General features: G+C 67.7%; 10 protein-coding genes. 6 read left to right on the forward strand and 4 right to left on the reverse strand.

The window, feature by feature from the left end; translation table 11 throughout:
- The 6 genes from AC1RQC_RS02430 to AC1RQC_RS02455 all read left to right on the forward strand — a co-directional run bounded on the left by AC1RQC_RS02430 (position 1) and on the right by AC1RQC_RS02455 (position 11,651).
- Positions 1 to 3,198 carry an efflux RND transporter permease subunit gene (locus AC1RQC_RS02430; protein ID WP_492809215.1) on the forward strand — a complete coding sequence of 1,066 codons (3,198 nt, stop codon included), beginning with the start codon at positions 1 to 3 and terminating at the stop codon, positions 3,196 to 3,198.
- Between the two features lie 281 nt (positions 3,199 to 3,479).
- The gene (locus AC1RQC_RS02435) at positions 3,480 to 5,765 is read left to right on the forward strand and encodes a TonB-dependent hemoglobin/transferrin/lactoferrin family receptor (protein WP_492882373.1); all 2,286 of its coding nucleotides are present in this window, start codon (positions 3,480 to 3,482) and stop codon (positions 5,763 to 5,765) included.
- Between the two features lie 21 nt (positions 5,766 to 5,786).
- Positions 5,787 to 9,866: a cobaltochelatase subunit CobN gene (cobN, locus tag AC1RQC_RS02440; RefSeq protein ID WP_492882374.1), complete on the forward strand. Its 4,080-nt coding sequence runs from the start codon at positions 5,787 to 5,789 to the stop codon at positions 9,864 to 9,866.
- 6 nt (positions 9,867 to 9,872) lie between these two features.
- The gene (locus AC1RQC_RS02445) at positions 9,873 to 10,382 is read left to right on the forward strand and encodes a MotA/TolQ/ExbB proton channel family protein (protein ID WP_492375456.1); all 510 of its coding nucleotides are present in this window, start codon (positions 9,873 to 9,875) and stop codon (positions 10,380 to 10,382) included.
- Positions 10,379 to 10,699 carry a DUF2149 domain-containing protein gene (locus AC1RQC_RS02450; RefSeq protein WP_441640460.1) on the forward strand — a complete coding sequence of 107 codons (321 nt, stop codon included), beginning with the start codon at positions 10,379 to 10,381 and terminating at the stop codon, positions 10,697 to 10,699. Before AC1RQC_RS02445 ends, AC1RQC_RS02450 begins: the two co-directional genes overlap by 4 nt.
- Positions 10,700 to 10,751: 52 nt before the next feature.
- Positions 10,752 to 11,651 carry a ChaN family lipoprotein gene (locus AC1RQC_RS02455; RefSeq protein ID WP_492809218.1) on the forward strand — a complete coding sequence of 300 codons (900 nt, stop codon included), beginning with the start codon at positions 10,752 to 10,754 and terminating at the stop codon, positions 11,649 to 11,651.
- A 14-nt stretch (positions 11,652 to 11,665) separates the two neighbouring features.
- Here AC1RQC_RS02455 and AC1RQC_RS02460 read toward each other — a convergent pair whose 3' ends face one another.
- From AC1RQC_RS02460 to AC1RQC_RS02475, 4 genes are all read right to left on the reverse strand, one after another.
- Complete coding sequence (locus tag AC1RQC_RS02460) at positions 11,666 to 13,159, reverse strand: dihydrolipoyl dehydrogenase family protein (RefSeq protein ID WP_492375454.1); 1,494 nt, start codon at positions 13,157 to 13,159, stop codon at positions 11,666 to 11,668.
- An 80-nt stretch (positions 13,160 to 13,239) separates the two neighbouring features.
- Positions 13,240 to 14,169: a patatin-like phospholipase family protein gene (locus AC1RQC_RS02465; protein ID WP_492882375.1), complete on the reverse strand. Its 930-nt coding sequence runs from the start codon at positions 14,167 to 14,169 to the stop codon at positions 13,240 to 13,242.
- A 67-nt stretch (positions 14,170 to 14,236) separates the two neighbouring features.
- Complete coding sequence (locus AC1RQC_RS02470) at positions 14,237 to 14,677, reverse strand: PaaI family thioesterase (RefSeq protein ID WP_492375452.1); 441 nt, start codon at positions 14,675 to 14,677, stop codon at positions 14,237 to 14,239.
- Between the two features lie 39 nt (positions 14,678 to 14,716).
- Positions 14,717 to 15,775 carry an AbrB family transcriptional regulator gene (locus AC1RQC_RS02475; protein ID WP_492827584.1) on the reverse strand — a complete coding sequence of 353 codons (1,059 nt, stop codon included), beginning with the start codon at positions 15,773 to 15,775 and terminating at the stop codon, positions 14,717 to 14,719.
- Between the last annotated feature and the right edge of the window lie 154 nt (positions 15,776 to 15,929).

A 15,929-nucleotide genomic window follows, 5' to 3' on the forward strand; every position in this document is an offset into this window, starting at 1 on the left:
ATGACCCTGTCCGAGCTTTGTATCCGCCGCCCGGTGATGACGATCCTGCTATGCCTGGCAGTGATCGTCACCGGCATTGCGCTCTACCCCACCATCCCGATCGCGGCGTTGCCGTCGTTCAACTCGCCGGTGATCCAGGTCACGGCCACCTTGCCCGGGGCCAGCCCCGAGACCATGGCGGCCTCGGTGGCGACCCAGCTGGAAAAGCAGTTCGCCACCATTCCCGGCGTGTCGGTGATCAGCTCGTCGAACACGCTCGGCAACTCCAGCATCACCATCGAGTTCAACAACGACCGCGACATCGACGCCGCGGCCGTGGACGTGCAGGCGGCGCTGTTCCGCGCGCAGCGCGCGCTGCCGATCGAGATGACGGTGCCGCCGTCGTACCGCAAGGTCAACCCGGCCGATGCGCCGGTGCTGCTGCTGGCGATCAACTCGCCGGCCATGAGCCTGGCCGAGCTCAACGCCTTCGGCGACAACCTGATCTCGCCCAGCCTGGCCACCTTGCCGGGCGTGGCGCAGGTGCAGGTGTTCGGGCAAAAGCGTTTCGCTGTGCGCGTGCGCGCGCATCCGGACGCGCTTGCCGCGCGCGGCCTCACGCTGGATGAGCTGGCCACGGCGCTGAACCGTGCCAACGCCAATACACCGGTCGGCACGCTGGACGGCGCGCGCCAGACGCTCACCATCCAGGCCAACCGCCAGCTTGCCAGCGCCGACGCGTTCCGCAACATCATCGTGGCCAGCCAGCCCAGCGGCGCGCTGGTGCGGCTGTCTGACGTGGCCGATGTGGAAGACAGCGTCGAGACCATCAAGACCGGCAGCTGGCTCAACAACGAGCGCTCGATCGTGCTGGCCGTGCTGCGCCAGCCGGATGCCAATACGGTGGCGGTGGTGGACGCCATCAAGAACGCGCTGCCGCGCCTGATCCAGCAGATGCCCGATTCGGTCAACGTGGCGGTGGTCAACGACCGCTCGCAGTCGATCCGCGAATCCATCCACGATGTGCAGTTCACGCTGGCCCTGACCGTCGGGCTGGTGGTGATGGTGATTTTCCTGTTCCTGCGCCGCGCCGCCGCCACGCTGATTCCGACCGTGTCGCTGCCCATCTCGCTGATCGGCACGGTGGCGCTGATGAAGGCCTTCGGCTACAGCCTGGACAATGTGTCGCTGCTGGCCATCACGCTCGCCGTGGGTTTGGTGGTGGACGACGCCATTGTGATGCTGGAAAACATCGTGCGCCATATCGAGGAGGGCGTGCCGCCGCTCAAGGCCGCGCTGGTCGGCTCGCGCGAGATGGGTTTCACCATCCTCTCGATCTCGATCTCGCTGGTGGCGGTGTTCATCCCCATCTTCTTCATGCCAGGCGTGATCGGCTTGCTGTTCCACGAGTTCGCGGCGGTGGTGTCGCTGGCCATTCTGGTATCGGCGCTGGTGTCGCTCACGCTGATCCCGATGCTGTGCGCGCGCTTCCTGTCGGCCGAGAACGTGCCGATCGACGAGTCGCAACATGCCTATGGCGACCACGCGGATGCCGGCCACGCGCCGGCCATCGTGCAGAAGCAGACCATCGGGCTGCGCTCCACCCAGTGGTTCGAGAACCTGTTCGAATTCACGCTCCACCGCTATGCGCGCGGGCTTGACTGGTGCCTGGCGCACCGCAAGTCGGTGCTGGCGGTGGCCGGCCTGACCTTCGTGCTGACCGCGGTGCTGTTCGTGATGATTCCCAAGGGCTTCTTCCCGGAAGAAGACATCGGGCAGATCCAGGTCAATGCCGAAGGCCCGCAGGATATTTCCTTCGACGCCATGGCCGAGCGCCTGCGCGATGCGGCCGAGCGCATGCGCAAGAACCCGGCGGTGCGCAGCATCGTGATCTCGATCGGTGGCGGGCCCTCCCCCGCCATCAACACGGGCCGCATGTTCATCGAGCTCAAGCCGCTGGGCGAGCGCCCCAAGATGGCCAAGGTGGTCGAGTCCCTGCGCAAGGACGTCTCGGGCATCGCCGGCCTGGCGGTCTACTTCTCGCCGGTGCAGAACCTGCGCCTGGGCGGGCGCCAGAGCAAGAGCCGCTACCAGTACACGCTGCAAAGCGTGAAGGCCGGCCAGCTGCAGGAGTACTCCGACAAGCTGATGGGCAAGATGCGCGCCGATCCGCTGTTCCGCGATGTCACCAGCGATTCGCAGCAGTCGGGCCTGGAAGCGCAGCTGTCGATTGACCGCGACAAGGCCAACGCGCTGGGCGTGCAGATCCAGGACGTGCGCCAGGCGCTGTACTCCGCCTTTGGCGAGCGCCAGGTGTCGACCATCTACACGCCGATCGACAACTACTACGTGATCCTGCAGGCGGCCGACATTGACCGCGCCGACGAGACCGCGTTCTCCAAGATCTACGTGCGCAGCAAGACCGGGCAGATGGTGCCGATCTCCGCCTTCGCTACTACCGAGCGCCGGGTCGGGCCGATTGCCGTGAACCACCAGGGCCAGCTGCCCTCGGTGACGGTGTCGTTCAACCTCGCGCCGGGCGCGGCGCTGGGCGCGGCCTCCGCCAAGATCGATGGCTACAAGCAAGAGATCGCCATGCCGGGTTCGATCTTCACGAGCTGGGGCGGCGACGCGGCGGTGTTCCAGTCGTCCCAGGCTACGCAGGTGCTGCTGCTGGTGGCGGCGCTCGCGGTGATCTACACGCTGCTGGGCGTGCTGTACGAGAGCTACATCCATCCGCTGACCATCCTGGCCGGCCTGCCGTCGGCGGCCGTCGGCGCGTTGCTGACGCTCTTTATCTTCGACGTGGAGCTGTCTCTGATCGCCACCATCGGCGTGCTGATGCTGATCGGCATCGTCAAGAAGAACGCCATCATGATGATCGACTTCGCGCTGGCGGCGCAGCGCGAGCAGGCCATGGCCCCGGCGCGCGCGATCCGGCAGGCCTGCCTGCTGCGCTTCCGCCCGATCATGATGACGACCTTCGCCGCCGTGATGGGCGCGCTGCCGCTGGCACTCGGCCTGGGCGCGGGCGCCGAGCTGCGCCAGCCGCTGGGCCTGGCGGTGGTGGGCGGCCTGCTGTTCTCGCAGGTGATCACGCTGTTCATCACGCCGGTGATCTATCTGGCGCTCGATCGCTTCTCGGGCACCGGCCCGCTGCAGATCGACGACGAAGGCAATCGCCTGCCGGCCCTGGTGGGCGGGGAAGCCGCGCACTGAGCGTGCTGCCGTAGCCAATCGCGACGCCTCGGGGGCGGTGCCGTATCGGTCGGCACCGCCCTTTTTGTTTCGGCTTCGTTGCAGCATTGCCACGACTCGCGGCGCTTCGTGCGCAGGAGCATGGATTGTGGTGATCCATGCTTTACAAATGGTTACTTATTGATAATAATTCGCATTCTCAATAATGCGTGACCGGGTTCGCCGAGCCACGCCTGACCACGCGAGCGAGCCACAGTTTTCGCACTAGCCAGCCAGCGTTTCGCTTTCTTTAGGGAAAATCCATGAAACGCCGCTGTCTGGCGCGCTTGCGCGCCTCTGCCTCTATCCGAGTCGCGCCCATCGCCGCCGTCTGCGCCGCCCTTGGTGGCCCTGCCCTGGCTGCCGAGCCGGCCGCCGACCCGGCCCGCCACTTAAGCGAGGTGGTGGTCACCGCCACACGCACCGAGGAGCGTGCCGACGCCGTTGCCTCCACCATCACCGCCATCGACGCCAGCCGGATCGAACGCGCCCAGCCCGTTGACGAGACCGCCCTGTTCGCCGATGAGCCTGATATCGACGTGCCCCGCGACCGTCGCCGCTTTGGCGCCGGCAGCATCAATATCCGCGGCATCGAAGACAACCGTGTGCTGCTGATGGTCGACGGCGTGCGCCTGCCCGACTACTACAACGGCGGCGGCCCCTCCAACCTGTCCAGCGCCACGCGCGACGCGCCCGAGTTCTCCTTCCTCAAGCGGGTCGAGGTGCTGCGCGGGCCGGCTTCCAGCCTGTACGGCTCGGACGCCATCGGCGGCGTGGTGTCGTACGTCACCAAGGATCCCGAGGACATCATGCGCGGGCGCGCGGTGGGTGGCGAAGCCGGCCTGTCGTGGAACGGCATCGACCGCAGCTTCGGCCAGACCGCGGGCGTGGCTGGCGGCAACGAGGCCATCAAGGGCTTGTTCATGTACGCGCACCGCAAGGGGCACGAAGTGCAGAGCATGGGCGGCAACGACACCACGTCGACCGGCCGCACCAAGGCCAATCCGCAGAACAGCGAGACCAACGCGTGGCTCGGCAAGATCGTGCTCGACCCCGCCGCGGGCCATCGCTTCAAGCTGACTTACGAGCATCGCGACAACGACACCTTCACCGATATCCGCCGGCTGTCCACGGCGCTGCCGCGCGTGACCTCCGCCAGCGGCACCGAAGACCTGTCGCGCAACCGCGTCAGCCTGGACTACGAATGGAAGCCGGCCAGCCGCGTCATCGATCGCCTGAGCGCGGCGGTGTTCTACCAGGAGAGCGAGTCCAACACCGTGACCAACCAGGTGCGCAGCCGCACCAGTTCGGGTTGCTCGGGCTCCACGGCGGGCAGCAGCCTGTGCGACGTGAACCTGCTGTTCGGCTTCCGCCAGCAGCAGACCGGCTTCAACGTGCAGGCCGACAAGTCGTTCAACACCGGCATTGTTGGCCACCGCCTGATCACCGGCGTGGACTTCCTGCGTACCCAGACCAGCGAGATGCGCGACGGCACCACCTACAACCGCACCACCGGCGTGGTGTCCAAATCGCTGGCCGGCGACAACTTCCCGATCCACGATTTTCCCAAGGGCGAAACGCGCCAGACCGGCATCTTCGTGCAGGATGAACTGCAGTTCGCCGGCGGCCGCTTCACGCTCACGCCGGGCCTGCGCTTTGACCACTACTCGCTCGGCCCGGATGACGACAAGCTCTACAACAGCGTGGCTTCCAAGCCCGCCATCAGCAAGAGCGATTCGGCACTGTCGCCCAAGCTCTCCGCGCTGTGGCAAGCCACCGACCGCATCAACCTGTGGGCCCAGTACGTATTCGGATACCGCGCGCCCAACTACCAGGAGATCAACGGCAGCTTCCGCAACACCATCCAGGGCTACGGCGCCGCGCCCAATGGCGACCTGAACCCGGAGAAGAGCCGCTCGTTCGAAATCGGCGCGCGCTATACGGATGAGCGCGTGCAGACCAGCGTCGCGGTGTTCGACAACCGCTACAAGGACTTTATCGAGCAAGTCGCGCTGCGCTGCCCGTCGGACCCCGCTTGTCTTGCCGGCCTGCGTGCGACGTACCAGTACCGCAACCAGAGCAGCGTGCGCATCTATGGCGCCGAGTGGCGCGGCAGCTACCGCTTCCTGCCGCAATGGCGCGTGGATAGCACGGTGGCCTACGCGCACGGCAATAACGAGCAGACCGGCCAGCCCCTCAACAGCGTCTCGCCGCTGCGCGCCAGCGCCGCGCTGACGTGGGAGCGCGGCAGCAGCAGCCAGGGCCAGGGCGCCAGCCTGCGCTGGCGCGGCGCGCGCGCCGTGACGCGCACCGACGACACCTCGTTCGCCTACTTCAAGCCGGGCGGCTATGGCGTGGCCGACATCCAGGGCTGGTGGCGCTTTAACCGCTACGCCAGCCTGGTGCTGTCGGTGAATAACGTGTTCGACAAAAAGTACTGGCTGTGGGGCGATGTGCGCCAAGGCAGCGTGGCCGCCAGCGAGCCCGGCCTGGACTTCTACACGCAGCCAGGACGTACCTTTGCCGCCAGCGTGAAGCTGTCGTTCTGACCGGAGGCGAATCGACCCGACATGTCCCCACAAGATAAGACCAAGATGCGGTTTCTCCGCGCGCTGTGCCTGCTGTGGATAACCTGGCTGGTGCTCGGCATGCAGCCAGCGTCGGCAGCGCCGCGCATCGCGGTGCTGACCACCTCGCCGGTGCCCGCTGGCAAGTTCGAGCCGCTGCAGGCCATGGCGCGCGCACACGGCATGACGCTGGACGCGCGCTACCTGGAGCGCATGAGCGCGCAGGATATCGCGCCGTTTATCGACGGCGCCGGCCTGCTGATCCTGGACGCGCCGCGCGACCACATCGTCACCGAGATGCTGGCCAAGCTCGGGCCGCTGTGGACCCATGCGCGCGTGCCGCGCCTGCTGATTGCCACTGACCGCTTCGATGCGCACGGCGTGGATAGCGCGCTGGGCGCGAAGCTGCAGGCGTACTACGTCAACGGCGGCCGCGCCAACTTCGACGCGATGATGCGCACACTGGCCGCGCAGCAGTTCAAGCTGCACGCGGACAACGCCATTCCCGCGCCGGTCGTTTTCCCCAAGGCCGCTTACTACCATCCGCGGCTCGCCAGCGTGGTCACCGCATCGCCAGACGACGCGCTCAAGGTGTCCGGCCATGCGGGCGAGCCGGTGATCGGCGTCGCCATCCACCAGGCCTACGTGTCGGGTCTGGACAGCGCCTTCATCGACGACCTGATCACGCGCATCGAAGCGCGCGGCGCGCGTGCGCTGGTGTTCTACAGCGGCGTCATGGATGCGCACGGCGTGCTGCGCATGGCCGCCCCCGGCGGCAAGCGCATCGTCGACGTGCTCATCAACGGCCAGATCATGCTCAACGCGGCAGGCCGCAAGGCGGAGTTCGAGGCGCTCGGCATCCCGGTGCTGCAGGTCATGCCTTATCGCAAGGGCGACGCGCAGGACTGGGAGCGCGACCCGCACGGCATCAGCCTGACCGACACGCCCTTCTACCTCGTGCAGCCCGAGCTGGCCGGGGTGAGCGATCCCATGCTGGCCGCCGCCACCTCGCACAAGGACGGCAGCATCGTCAGCCTGCCGGCGCAGCTCGATGCCGTGGCGGACAAGGCGCTGGCGCTCACGCGCCTGCAGCGCACGCCGAACGCCGACAAGCGCGTGGCGATCCTGTTCTACAACTATCCGGCGGGCGAGAAGAATCTGTCGGCATCGTTCCTCAACCTGCCGCGCAGCCTGTCGTCCACGCTGGCCGCATTGCATGCGGCCGGCTACCGTACCGACGCTGCGGATGCGCTCACGCTGCAGCGCGACCTGGGCGCGTTGCTCGCGCCCTTCTACCGCGATGGACAGCTTGCCGCGCTGCTCGACGCGGATCGCGCGGTGTGGATGCCGATGGCGCAATACCGCCGCTGGTACGACGCGCAACCCGCTGCGTTTCGCGCCGAGGTCAGCGCGCGCTGGGGCGAACCCGAAGCCTCGTCGATGGCGATCAGGCGCAACGGCGTGGCCGGCTTCGCCATCCCGCGCCTGCAGCTCGGCAACGTGGCGCTGATGCCGGTACCGCCACGCGGCGAGCGCGACGAAGCCGCCGAGAAAGCGCTCTATCACTCCACCAAGACGCCGCTTAGCCATTTCTACATGGCGGCCTACCTGTGGGCGCGCGAAGGGCGCGAGGCGCTGGTGCACTACGGCACCCACGGCACGCAGGAATGGACGCCGGGCAAGGAGCGCGGCCTGTCCGTGACCGACCAGCCCTACCTGGTGCTCGGCAGCGTCCCGGTGATCTATCCCTACATCGTCGATGACGTGGGCGAGGCGCTGCAGGCCAAGCGCCGCGGCCGCGCCACCATCGTCAGCCACCAGACGCCGCCGTTCAAGCCGGCGGGCCTGCACACCGATCTGTCGGCGCTGCACGACCAGTTGCACAACTACCTGCAACAGGACGACGGCGCAGTGAAGGACACGCTGCGCGAGGACGTCCTCAAGCGCAGCGCGCGCATGCACCTGCTCGACGACATGGGCTGGCCGCAAGCGCGCGCGAGCGCGCAGTTTGCCGAATACCTCGACGCGCTGCACACGCATCTGCACGAGCTCGCCGGCGCATTGCAGCCCTACGGCCTGCATACGTTCGGCCAGTCGCAGGATCCCGAGCTGCGGTTGTACACGGTGATGGCCATGCTCGGGCAACCGTGGCTCAAGCGCGTGTTTCCCGACGAGCCGGAAGAACTGTTCGCGCTTGACTACAAACAGCTCGCGCAATCGGCGCCGTACGCCATGCTGCGCAAGTACGTGATCGACGGCGCGCCGCTGACCAACCTTGCCGACGCCAAACAGCGCGAAGACATGCAGCGTGCCCGCACGCTGTACGCCAGCCTGGACGCCGCGCCGGAGAGCGAATCCATCCTCACCGCGCTGGCTGGCCGCTATGTGCTGGCCGGCACCGGCGGCGACCCGGTGCGCAATCCCGACGCACTGCCGACCGGGCGCAACCTGTATGGGTTCGATCCCTCGAAGGTACCTAGTCGCGAAGCGTGGCAGGCCGGCCAGGCCGCGGCCCAGAGCATGATTGCCGACTGGCGCAAGCGCAACGGAAAGTGGCCCACCAAGCTGGCTTTCTCGCTGTGGAGCGTGGAGACCATGCGCCATCAGGGCATGCTGGAGGCGCAGGCGATGGCCGCCATGGGCGTCCGCCCGAAGTGGGACGGCGGCGGCCGCGTGGTCGGCGTGGAAGCGATTCCCGCCGCCGAGCTCAGGCGGCCGCGCGTGGACGTGGTGCTGTCCGCGACCGGCCTCTATCGCGATCACTTCCCCAACCTGATCAAGTGGCTGGCCGAAGCGGTCAAGCTCGCCGCCGCGCAGCCCGAGCTCGACAACGCCGTTGCCGCCAGCACGCGCGCGCTCAGCGCGCGGCTGGCGCAACGCAAGGCCGCGGACATGACCCCGGAGCGCATCGAGTCGCTGGCGCTCACGCGCATCTTCGCCAGCGAAACCGGCAACTATGGCACGGGACTGAACGACGCTACGCTGGCCAGCGACAGCTTCGGCAGCGGCAAGGAAGCGGACGCCAAGCTGGCCAAGCTTTATCTCGAGCGCATGCAATACGGCTATGGGCCCGACGAGAAGACGTGGGGCGAGAAACTGCCACAACTGAATCTCTACGCGGAGAACCTCAAGGGCGTGGAAGGCGCGCTGCTGGCGCGCAGCTCCAACTTGTACGGCATGCTGACCACCGACGATCCTTTCCAGTATCTCGGCGGCATCGGCCTGGCCGTGCGCCACCTGACGGGCAAGGCGCCGGAGCTGCTGATCTCCAACCTGCGCGACGCCAACAACGCGCGCACGCAGACGGCGGCATCGTTCCTCGCCACCGAGCTGCGCACGCGCTACTTCCATCCCGGCTGGATCGAAGGCATGAAGGCCGAGGGCTATAGCGGCGCGCTCAATGTGCTCGATACCGTCAACAACTTCTGGGGCTGGACCGCGGTCGCGCCGGAGATTGTGCGCGACGACCAGTGGACCGAGTTCGCCGAGGTCTACGTCAAGGACAAGCACAAGCTCGGCCTGGACGCATGGTTCGAGAAGAACGCGCCGCAGGCCCAGGCACAGGTGATCGAGCGCATGCTGGAAGCCGCACGCAAGGGCTACTGGGGGGCCGATCCCGAGATGCTCAAGACGCTGGCCGACAGGTGGCAGGCGCTGTCGCAGCGGCACGATATCCGCAGCGACAACCGCAGCTTCAATCGCTACGTGCAGCAGCAGGCCACGGCGCCCGGCGCCGCGGGCTATGGCACGCAGGCTCCGGCGGCACCGCCCGCCGGCGCACCGGCAGCAGCAGCCCCGCAGGCGGCACCGCGTCCTGCTCAGCAGCAAGCGCAGCCCAAACCCAAGCCGCAGCCCGAGCTGCAACCCGAGCCGCAACCCGAGCCCAAGGCACAGCCGCAAACGGTGCCGGTGCAAGGCATGCAACTGGTAGAGAAAACGCCGCCCGCGGCGGCTCTCGTGCCCGTGCTGTCGTGGCTTGCCGGCGGCATCGCACTGGCCGGCGCCATGCTGGGCGGCGCCCTCAGCGCGCGCCGCCGCGCTGGCGCTGCGCCCTTCTTCCAAAAGCAATCCGAAACCCGCTGAGGCATCATGACTCCTACCCTGCTTGAAACCCTGATGTACGACGTCGGCCAGTTGTTCCTGTTTCCGACGCTGGCCCTGATCGGGCTGCTGTTCCTGTACGCCTTCTGGGCGCTCGGCGAGTTCATCACGCAAGGCTGGCAACGCCGCCGCCACGGCATCGAGACGGGGCGCGGCTATGTGCTGGTGGCGTTCGCGCTGCGCCACCGCATCCAGGACCCGGACACGCTCGACGTGACCGCGCACCGCCTGCTGGAGTGGCCGCGCATTGCCACGCGCGTCGCGCCGATGCTGGGACTGGTGGCCACCATGATCCCGATGGGTCCCGCGCTCAAGGGCTTGTCCGGCGGCAACCTCGCCAACGTGGGAGAGAACCTCACCATCGCGTTTTCCGCGGTGATTCTCGCGCTGATCGCTGCCAGCATCACCTTCTGGGTGGTCAACGTGCGCCGCCGCTGGCTCGCCGAGGAGCTGGTGTGGCTGGGCAAGCATCAACCGCAGTGGGAGGTCGGCGCATGAAGTTCCTGGAGGAGAGCGAGGCCGACGATCCCATCCTGTCGGTGGTCAACCTGATCGACGTGTTCCTGGTGGTGATCGCCGCGTTGCTGGTGGCCATCGCGCAGAACCCGATGAACCCGTTTACGCACGCGGACGTCACCATCATCACCAATCCCGGCAAGCCCAACATGGAGATCGTCTCCAAGCAAGGCGAGAAGGTCGTGCGCTACCAGGCCAGCGGCCAGGTCGGCAGCGGCGACGGCACCAAGGCCGGCGTGGCGTACCGGTTGCAGGACGGCTCGATGGTGTATGTGCCGGAAGCCGCGGCTGCGCAGTAAAACTGCGCAATAATGAGCACGAGCGAGCCATCGCAACCAGGATTACTTAGCCATGCAGATTCGTCACAGCGTTGCCAGCCTAGCCAGCTTTGTCCCTACCCGCGCCGCCGGATTGGCGCTCGCGGCCGCCATGTTCGCCGCGCTCGCCGGTTGCGCTGGCACGCCGCCTGCCGCCGTGGCTGGCGATGTCGCGCATCAGTTCACCGGCAAGACCTACGTGCTGCTGGGCGAGGTCCACGACAACGCCGATGGGCAAAAGCGGCGCCTGCTGGCGTTGTCGGACGCACTGGCGGCCGGTTGGCGCCCGGCCATCGCGATGGAACAGTTCGACCGCGAGCGCCAGGCCGATATCGACCGCGCCCGCCGCGAGCGGCCCGGCGACGCGGCGTATGTCGTGGCGCAGGCGGGTGGCAAGAGCTGGCAGTGGGAGCTTTACACGCCGGTAGTGGCGCTGGCCTTGCGCTACGACCTGCCGCTGGTGGCGGCCAACCTGTCGCGCGCGGATGCGGGCAAGATCATGCGCGGCGGGCTGGATGGCGTGTTCGATGCGACGCAGCGCAAGCGCCTCGGCCTCGCCGCGCCGTTGCCCGCGGACGTGGTGACCGAGCAGACCGCGGTGCTCGACCGTGGCCACTGCGGCAATTTCCCCAAGGCCATGCTGCCCGGCATGCTGGACGCGCAGGCCGCGCGCGATGCGGTAATGGCTGCCTCCATGCGTGAATACGCCGACCGCGGCGCCGTGCTGATCGCCGGCAACGGCCACGTGCGGCGCGATGTGGGCGCGCCGCGCTGGCTCGCCGCCGAGCCGGGCGCGATCTACAGCGTGGGTTACCTGGAGCAGGCCAGCGGCCGCGAGATCGGTGCCTATGACCGCGTGGTGCTGGTGCCGGTGCACAAGCGGCCCGATCCGTGCGAGGGCGCCAAGCCGGCGGCGATGGCCGAGCCGGCCTGAATCCGGCGGCGCGCCTAGCCGAACAGCTCCTCGGCCACGGTGGGATGCAGCTGCACCGTGGTCTGCAGGTGTGACAGCTTTACCCCGAGCCGCACCGCCACGGCAAACGCCTGCATGATCTCGGCGGCGGCATTGTCCATCATGTGCGCGCCCAGCACGCGCCCGCTGCGCGCATTCACCACCAGCTTGACCATGGACGCCTGCTCGCTGCCGGCAAAGCGATTCTCCAGCGAGACGAAGCGGCGCACCACGGTGTGGATGCGCTCGGGCTTGCCAGCTGCCTCGATGGCCGCCTGCTCCGTCAGTCCCACGCTGCCGATGGCCGGCTCGCAGAACACCGCCGTTGGCACCAGGTCGAAATCCGCGCGGTCGCCGCGGCGGCCGAACAGGCGGTCGGCCAGCCAGCGGCCCTGAGCGCCGGCCACCGGCGTGAGGTGCAAGCCGTCGATGACATCGCCAATGGCATGGATCGAGCGCACCTTGGTGCGGAACGAGCGGTCCACCTGGATGCCGCCCTTCTGCGTTTTCGCGATGCCCAGCCCCTCCAGGCCTAGCCCATCCCAATGCGGGTCGCGCCCGATAGCCGCCAGCGCGGCCTGCGCGCGCACGGTCTGGATGCGGTCCTTGCCGTTGCCATTGTTGCCGCCGTCCGCGCGATCCGCGCCATTGCCATGCTGCCGGTAGCACACGTCAATGGCGCCGTTGGCCTGGTTCAGCAGCGTCACCTCGGCATTGAAATGCAGGCGCACGCCCTTGGCGGTGAGCGCCTCGGCCAGCGCCTCGGCCACTTCGTGGTCAAAGCGCGCCAGCAGGCGCGCCTCGCGCACCAGCATCTCCACCTTGACGCCATAGCGCGACAGGATCGAGGCTTGCTCCACCGCCACATAGCCGCCACCGATCACCACCAGCGAGGCTGGCAGGCTTTGCCAGGTGAAGATGTCGTCGGAGGTGCAGGCCAGCTCGCCACCCGGCACCGGCAACGCGCGCGGCCGTGCGCCGGTGGCAATCAGGATGCGTTTGGCGCGGATGGTCTCGGCGCCCACCTGTACCTGCTCGGCGGCGCTCACCGTGGCGTCGCCGCGTAGCAGTTCCACGCCGGCTTGCTGCAGCCGGTGCGTGTAGGCCACGTGCAGCCGCGCCATCTCGGCGTTGACGCGCACAATGGCATCGCTCCAGTCTTCCTTGCCGCCGGTGTGCGAAAGGCAGCCTGACAGTACCGCCGCGAGGCTGGCACCATACGAGAGCATTTTCTTGGGCACGCAGCCCCGGTTGATGCAGGTGCCGCCGATCTCGTCGCGCTCCACCAGCACCACGCGCGCGCCCAGCGTGGCCGCGCGCCGCGCAGCCGCCACGCCGCCCGAGCCGGCACCGATCACCACGAAATCCGCTTCGCGCTGCGCGCCGGCCTTGCGCTTGCCACGACGGGGGACTTGCTCGACAGCCTGCTCGGTGCTGGCCCTGCGGGCGCTCTGACGCTCGGTCGTGGATCTTGCCTGGCGTTTCGTCATCAATGCCTCCAGTAGCGGCGCGAAGGCCGCATTGCACATCGTGATGACGGAGCCGCGAGCACGGCCGGCGCGCGGGAGCGCTACCCGGCGGTGCCAAGCTCCGTCTTCATGACAGACGGCCAGTCACGCAAAAAGGTTTCCCCGTCACGCCGGCCGAGTTCGTAGGCACCGATCATCGCGCCGGGCTGGGTGTAGTCCCAGCTCGAGATCGGTACCCGTTGCGAAGGTTGCAGGTAGAGCCGGCGCTGCACGCCATGTTGCAGGACAAAGCGGCGCGGGCGCGGATAGATCCGCGTCACCAGCACCAGCACGTTGCCGGGCGTTGCGTCGAGCGCGTCGACCGGCACATTGTCGACCATGCCGCCATCCAGCACGGGCCGGCCGTCGCGCCGCAGCACCGGCGTGAAGGGCGGGGTCGAGGACGATTGCAGCAGCAGGTCCGCCAGCTGCTCGGGCGAGCCGCAGTCCTGCGCGCGCACGAACTCGGGATGAAACCCTAGCTTGCGGCCCAGGCGCGGGTGCAAGGTCTTGAGCCAGTGCTTCTCGATGTTGTAGGCGACCAGCCCGGCCATCACCGCTAGCCGCGGGCCGCTCCAGCGCGGGATGTGGGCCACGCCGATGCGGATCTCCGGCGCCGTCTGCAGGTTTGCCAGGCGGCCCTCGCCGAAGATGTTCAGCAATGCGGTGCGGTAGATGCCGTAATGCGGAAACACGCGTTGCTTGCTCAGCAGGTTGCCCCAGTACGCATTGCGCCGGTTGCCGGCAAGCACCTGGCCGTAGTACGCCATCACCTGGCGGGAGTCGTGCGTATAGATCATGCACGCCGTGGCGGCCCCGGCCGAGATCCCCGTGATCACGCGCGGGCGCAGCCCCAGCTCGGGCGCCACCGTATCCCACCAGCCTGCCTGCCACCAGCAGCGGTTGCCGCCGCCGGCAAACACCACCTGGTCGAACGGCGAGGCGGCGGCGGGCTGGATGGGGGCAGGCGTCAGGCTGCGGGGCTCATGCATGGAGATGGCTTGGGAGATTGCGTGCAATTTGGCGTGCGATTTGGCGTGCAATTGGGTGATGCGCCGCTCACAGCAGCGCGTAAGTGGTAGTGGCCTGCACGGCCAGCTTGCCATCGGTGCCGGTCAGCTCGATTTCGCCGAACACCACGGTCTTGCCCAGGCGCAGCACATTGGCGCGCACCAGCACGTCGCCCTCGATCACCGGGCGCATGAAGTTGGTGGTGAGCGTGACAGTGGTCATCGGCCTGAAGGCGCCAAGTGCATTGGCGATGGCCACGATCATGGCAGTATCGGCCGCGGACATCAGCACCTGGCCGCACACCACGCCACCCGCATGGCGAAATGATTCGTCAAAAGGCAGGCGCAGCGTTACGCCCTGCGCATCAACGTGCTCGGCACGCAGCCCGAGCTGGCGCACCCATGGCGCCAGTACCCGCTGCAGGGTGTGGTCGATATCGGCAAGCGTGAAGCCGGATTCCGGCGTTGGTACTAGCGTTGGCTCTGGCATGGCACGCCCGTTTGTCTGGGATGGGGCCGGGCCAGGTTGCTATTCCGTCTCCTGCGGCGCGGCACGATGTTTGAGCCAATGATACAGGGGGCCGGTGCACAGCACCACGAAGGCCATCCGGATCACGTGGAAGGCGGTGACCAGGGGCACGCCAAGCTCCAGCACCTTGGCCGTGATGCACATCTCGGCGATGCCGCCGGGCGTGGTGCCGAGGATGGCGGTGGCGGGATGCACGCCGGACAGTGCCGACAGGCCCCAGCCAAACAGCGCGGAGAGCACCAGCGCCGCCAGCGTGTACACCGCCACGCCGCCGAGAAAGCGTGGCGCGGTATGGAGGAAGTCGCGCGAGAAGCGCGCGCCCAGCGACACGCCGATCATCAGCTGGCCGGCGCGGCTCATCCACGTGGGGATGGCGGACAGCTCGAAGCCCGAGGCGGTCAGCACGGCGGCTGCCAGCAGCGTGCCGATCACGAAGGGATTGGGCAGGTTGAAGCGCTTGAGCACCAGCGCCACGCTGACCGTGATCGCGATCAGCACGGGCAGCCACAGGTAGTCCACCGTGCGTGGCCCGGGCACGTATGGGTCAAGCCCGTGGATGCCGCCGTACTGGAACAGCGCGGGCACGGCCACCACCACCATCAGCACGCGCAGCGAATGCGCAGCCGCCACCTGGTCGATGCGCGCACCGTTGCGCTCGGCCAGGTTGGCCATCTCCGACGCGCCGCCGATGGCGGTGGAGAAGTACGCCGTCTTGAACGCCACGCCGGTGGTCTTGCGCAGCAGCCAGGCGCCGCCACAGCCGAGCAGCAGCGCAAACAGCGAGCCCGCGACGATATACGGGAGGAACTCGATCAGCCGCGCCACCACGTCAGATGTGAAGTAAAGCCCGAGCGAGGTGCCAATGGCCCACTGCCCGGCGTTGCGCGCCTGCGTGGGCGCGCGCAGGTCGGCGCCGCGCATGCGCGCGATGGCTACCGCCAGCAGCGGGCCGATCATCCATGGCAGCGGTGTGTGCAGCAGCGTGCAAACGAGCGCGGCGGCCAGGCCGAGCAGCAGCGTCAAGAGGACCGGACGCCAACGGTGAAGGAGAGAGGGCATGTTGCAGCGGCCTGGCTATTGCGCCAAAGCCATCTGAGATGACGACGGTGTTTACTCCCTCTCCCCTCAGGGGGAGAGGGTTGGGGAGAGGGGTGGCTTAGCTAGGAGCCACGAGAAACGAAGCCCATGGTTTTTTCCGGCATGGCGGCGTAGG

The sequence above is a fragment of the Cupriavidus sp. GW822-FHT03E04 genome (genome assembly GCF_058801495.1).

What these genes read in the sequence shown, in the direction of transcription:
- AC1RQC_RS02430 (WP_492809215.1), top strand. Translation starts at nt 1, where the DNA reads ATGACCCTGTCCGAGCTTTGTATCCGCCGCCCGGTGATGACGATCCTG.
- AC1RQC_RS02435 (WP_492882373.1), top strand. Translation starts at nt 3,480, where the DNA reads ATGAAACGCCGCTGTCTGGCGCGCTTGCGCGCCTCTGCCTCTATCCGA.
- cobN (WP_492882374.1), top strand. Translation starts at nt 5,787, where the DNA reads ATGTCCCCACAAGATAAGACCAAGATGCGGTTTCTCCGCGCGCTGTGC.
- AC1RQC_RS02445 (WP_492375456.1), top strand. Translation starts at nt 9,873, where the DNA reads ATGACTCCTACCCTGCTTGAAACCCTGATGTACGACGTCGGCCAGTTG.
- AC1RQC_RS02450 (WP_441640460.1), top strand. Translation starts at nt 10,379, where the DNA reads ATGAAGTTCCTGGAGGAGAGCGAGGCCGACGATCCCATCCTGTCGGTG.
- AC1RQC_RS02455 (WP_492809218.1), top strand. Translation starts at nt 10,752, where the DNA reads ATGCAGATTCGTCACAGCGTTGCCAGCCTAGCCAGCTTTGTCCCTACC.
- AC1RQC_RS02460 (WP_492375454.1), bottom strand. Translation starts at nt 13,159, where the DNA reads ATGACGAAACGCCAGGCAAGATCCACGACCGAGCGTCAGAGCGCCCGC.
- AC1RQC_RS02465 (WP_492882375.1), bottom strand. Translation starts at nt 14,169, where the DNA reads ATGCATGAGCCCCGCAGCCTGACGCCTGCCCCCATCCAGCCCGCCGCC.
- AC1RQC_RS02470 (WP_492375452.1), bottom strand. Translation starts at nt 14,677, where the DNA reads ATGCCAGAGCCAACGCTAGTACCAACGCCGGAATCCGGCTTCACGCTT.
- AC1RQC_RS02475 (WP_492827584.1), bottom strand. Translation starts at nt 15,775, where the DNA reads ATGCCCTCTCTCCTTCACCGTTGGCGTCCGGTCCTCTTGACGCTGCTG.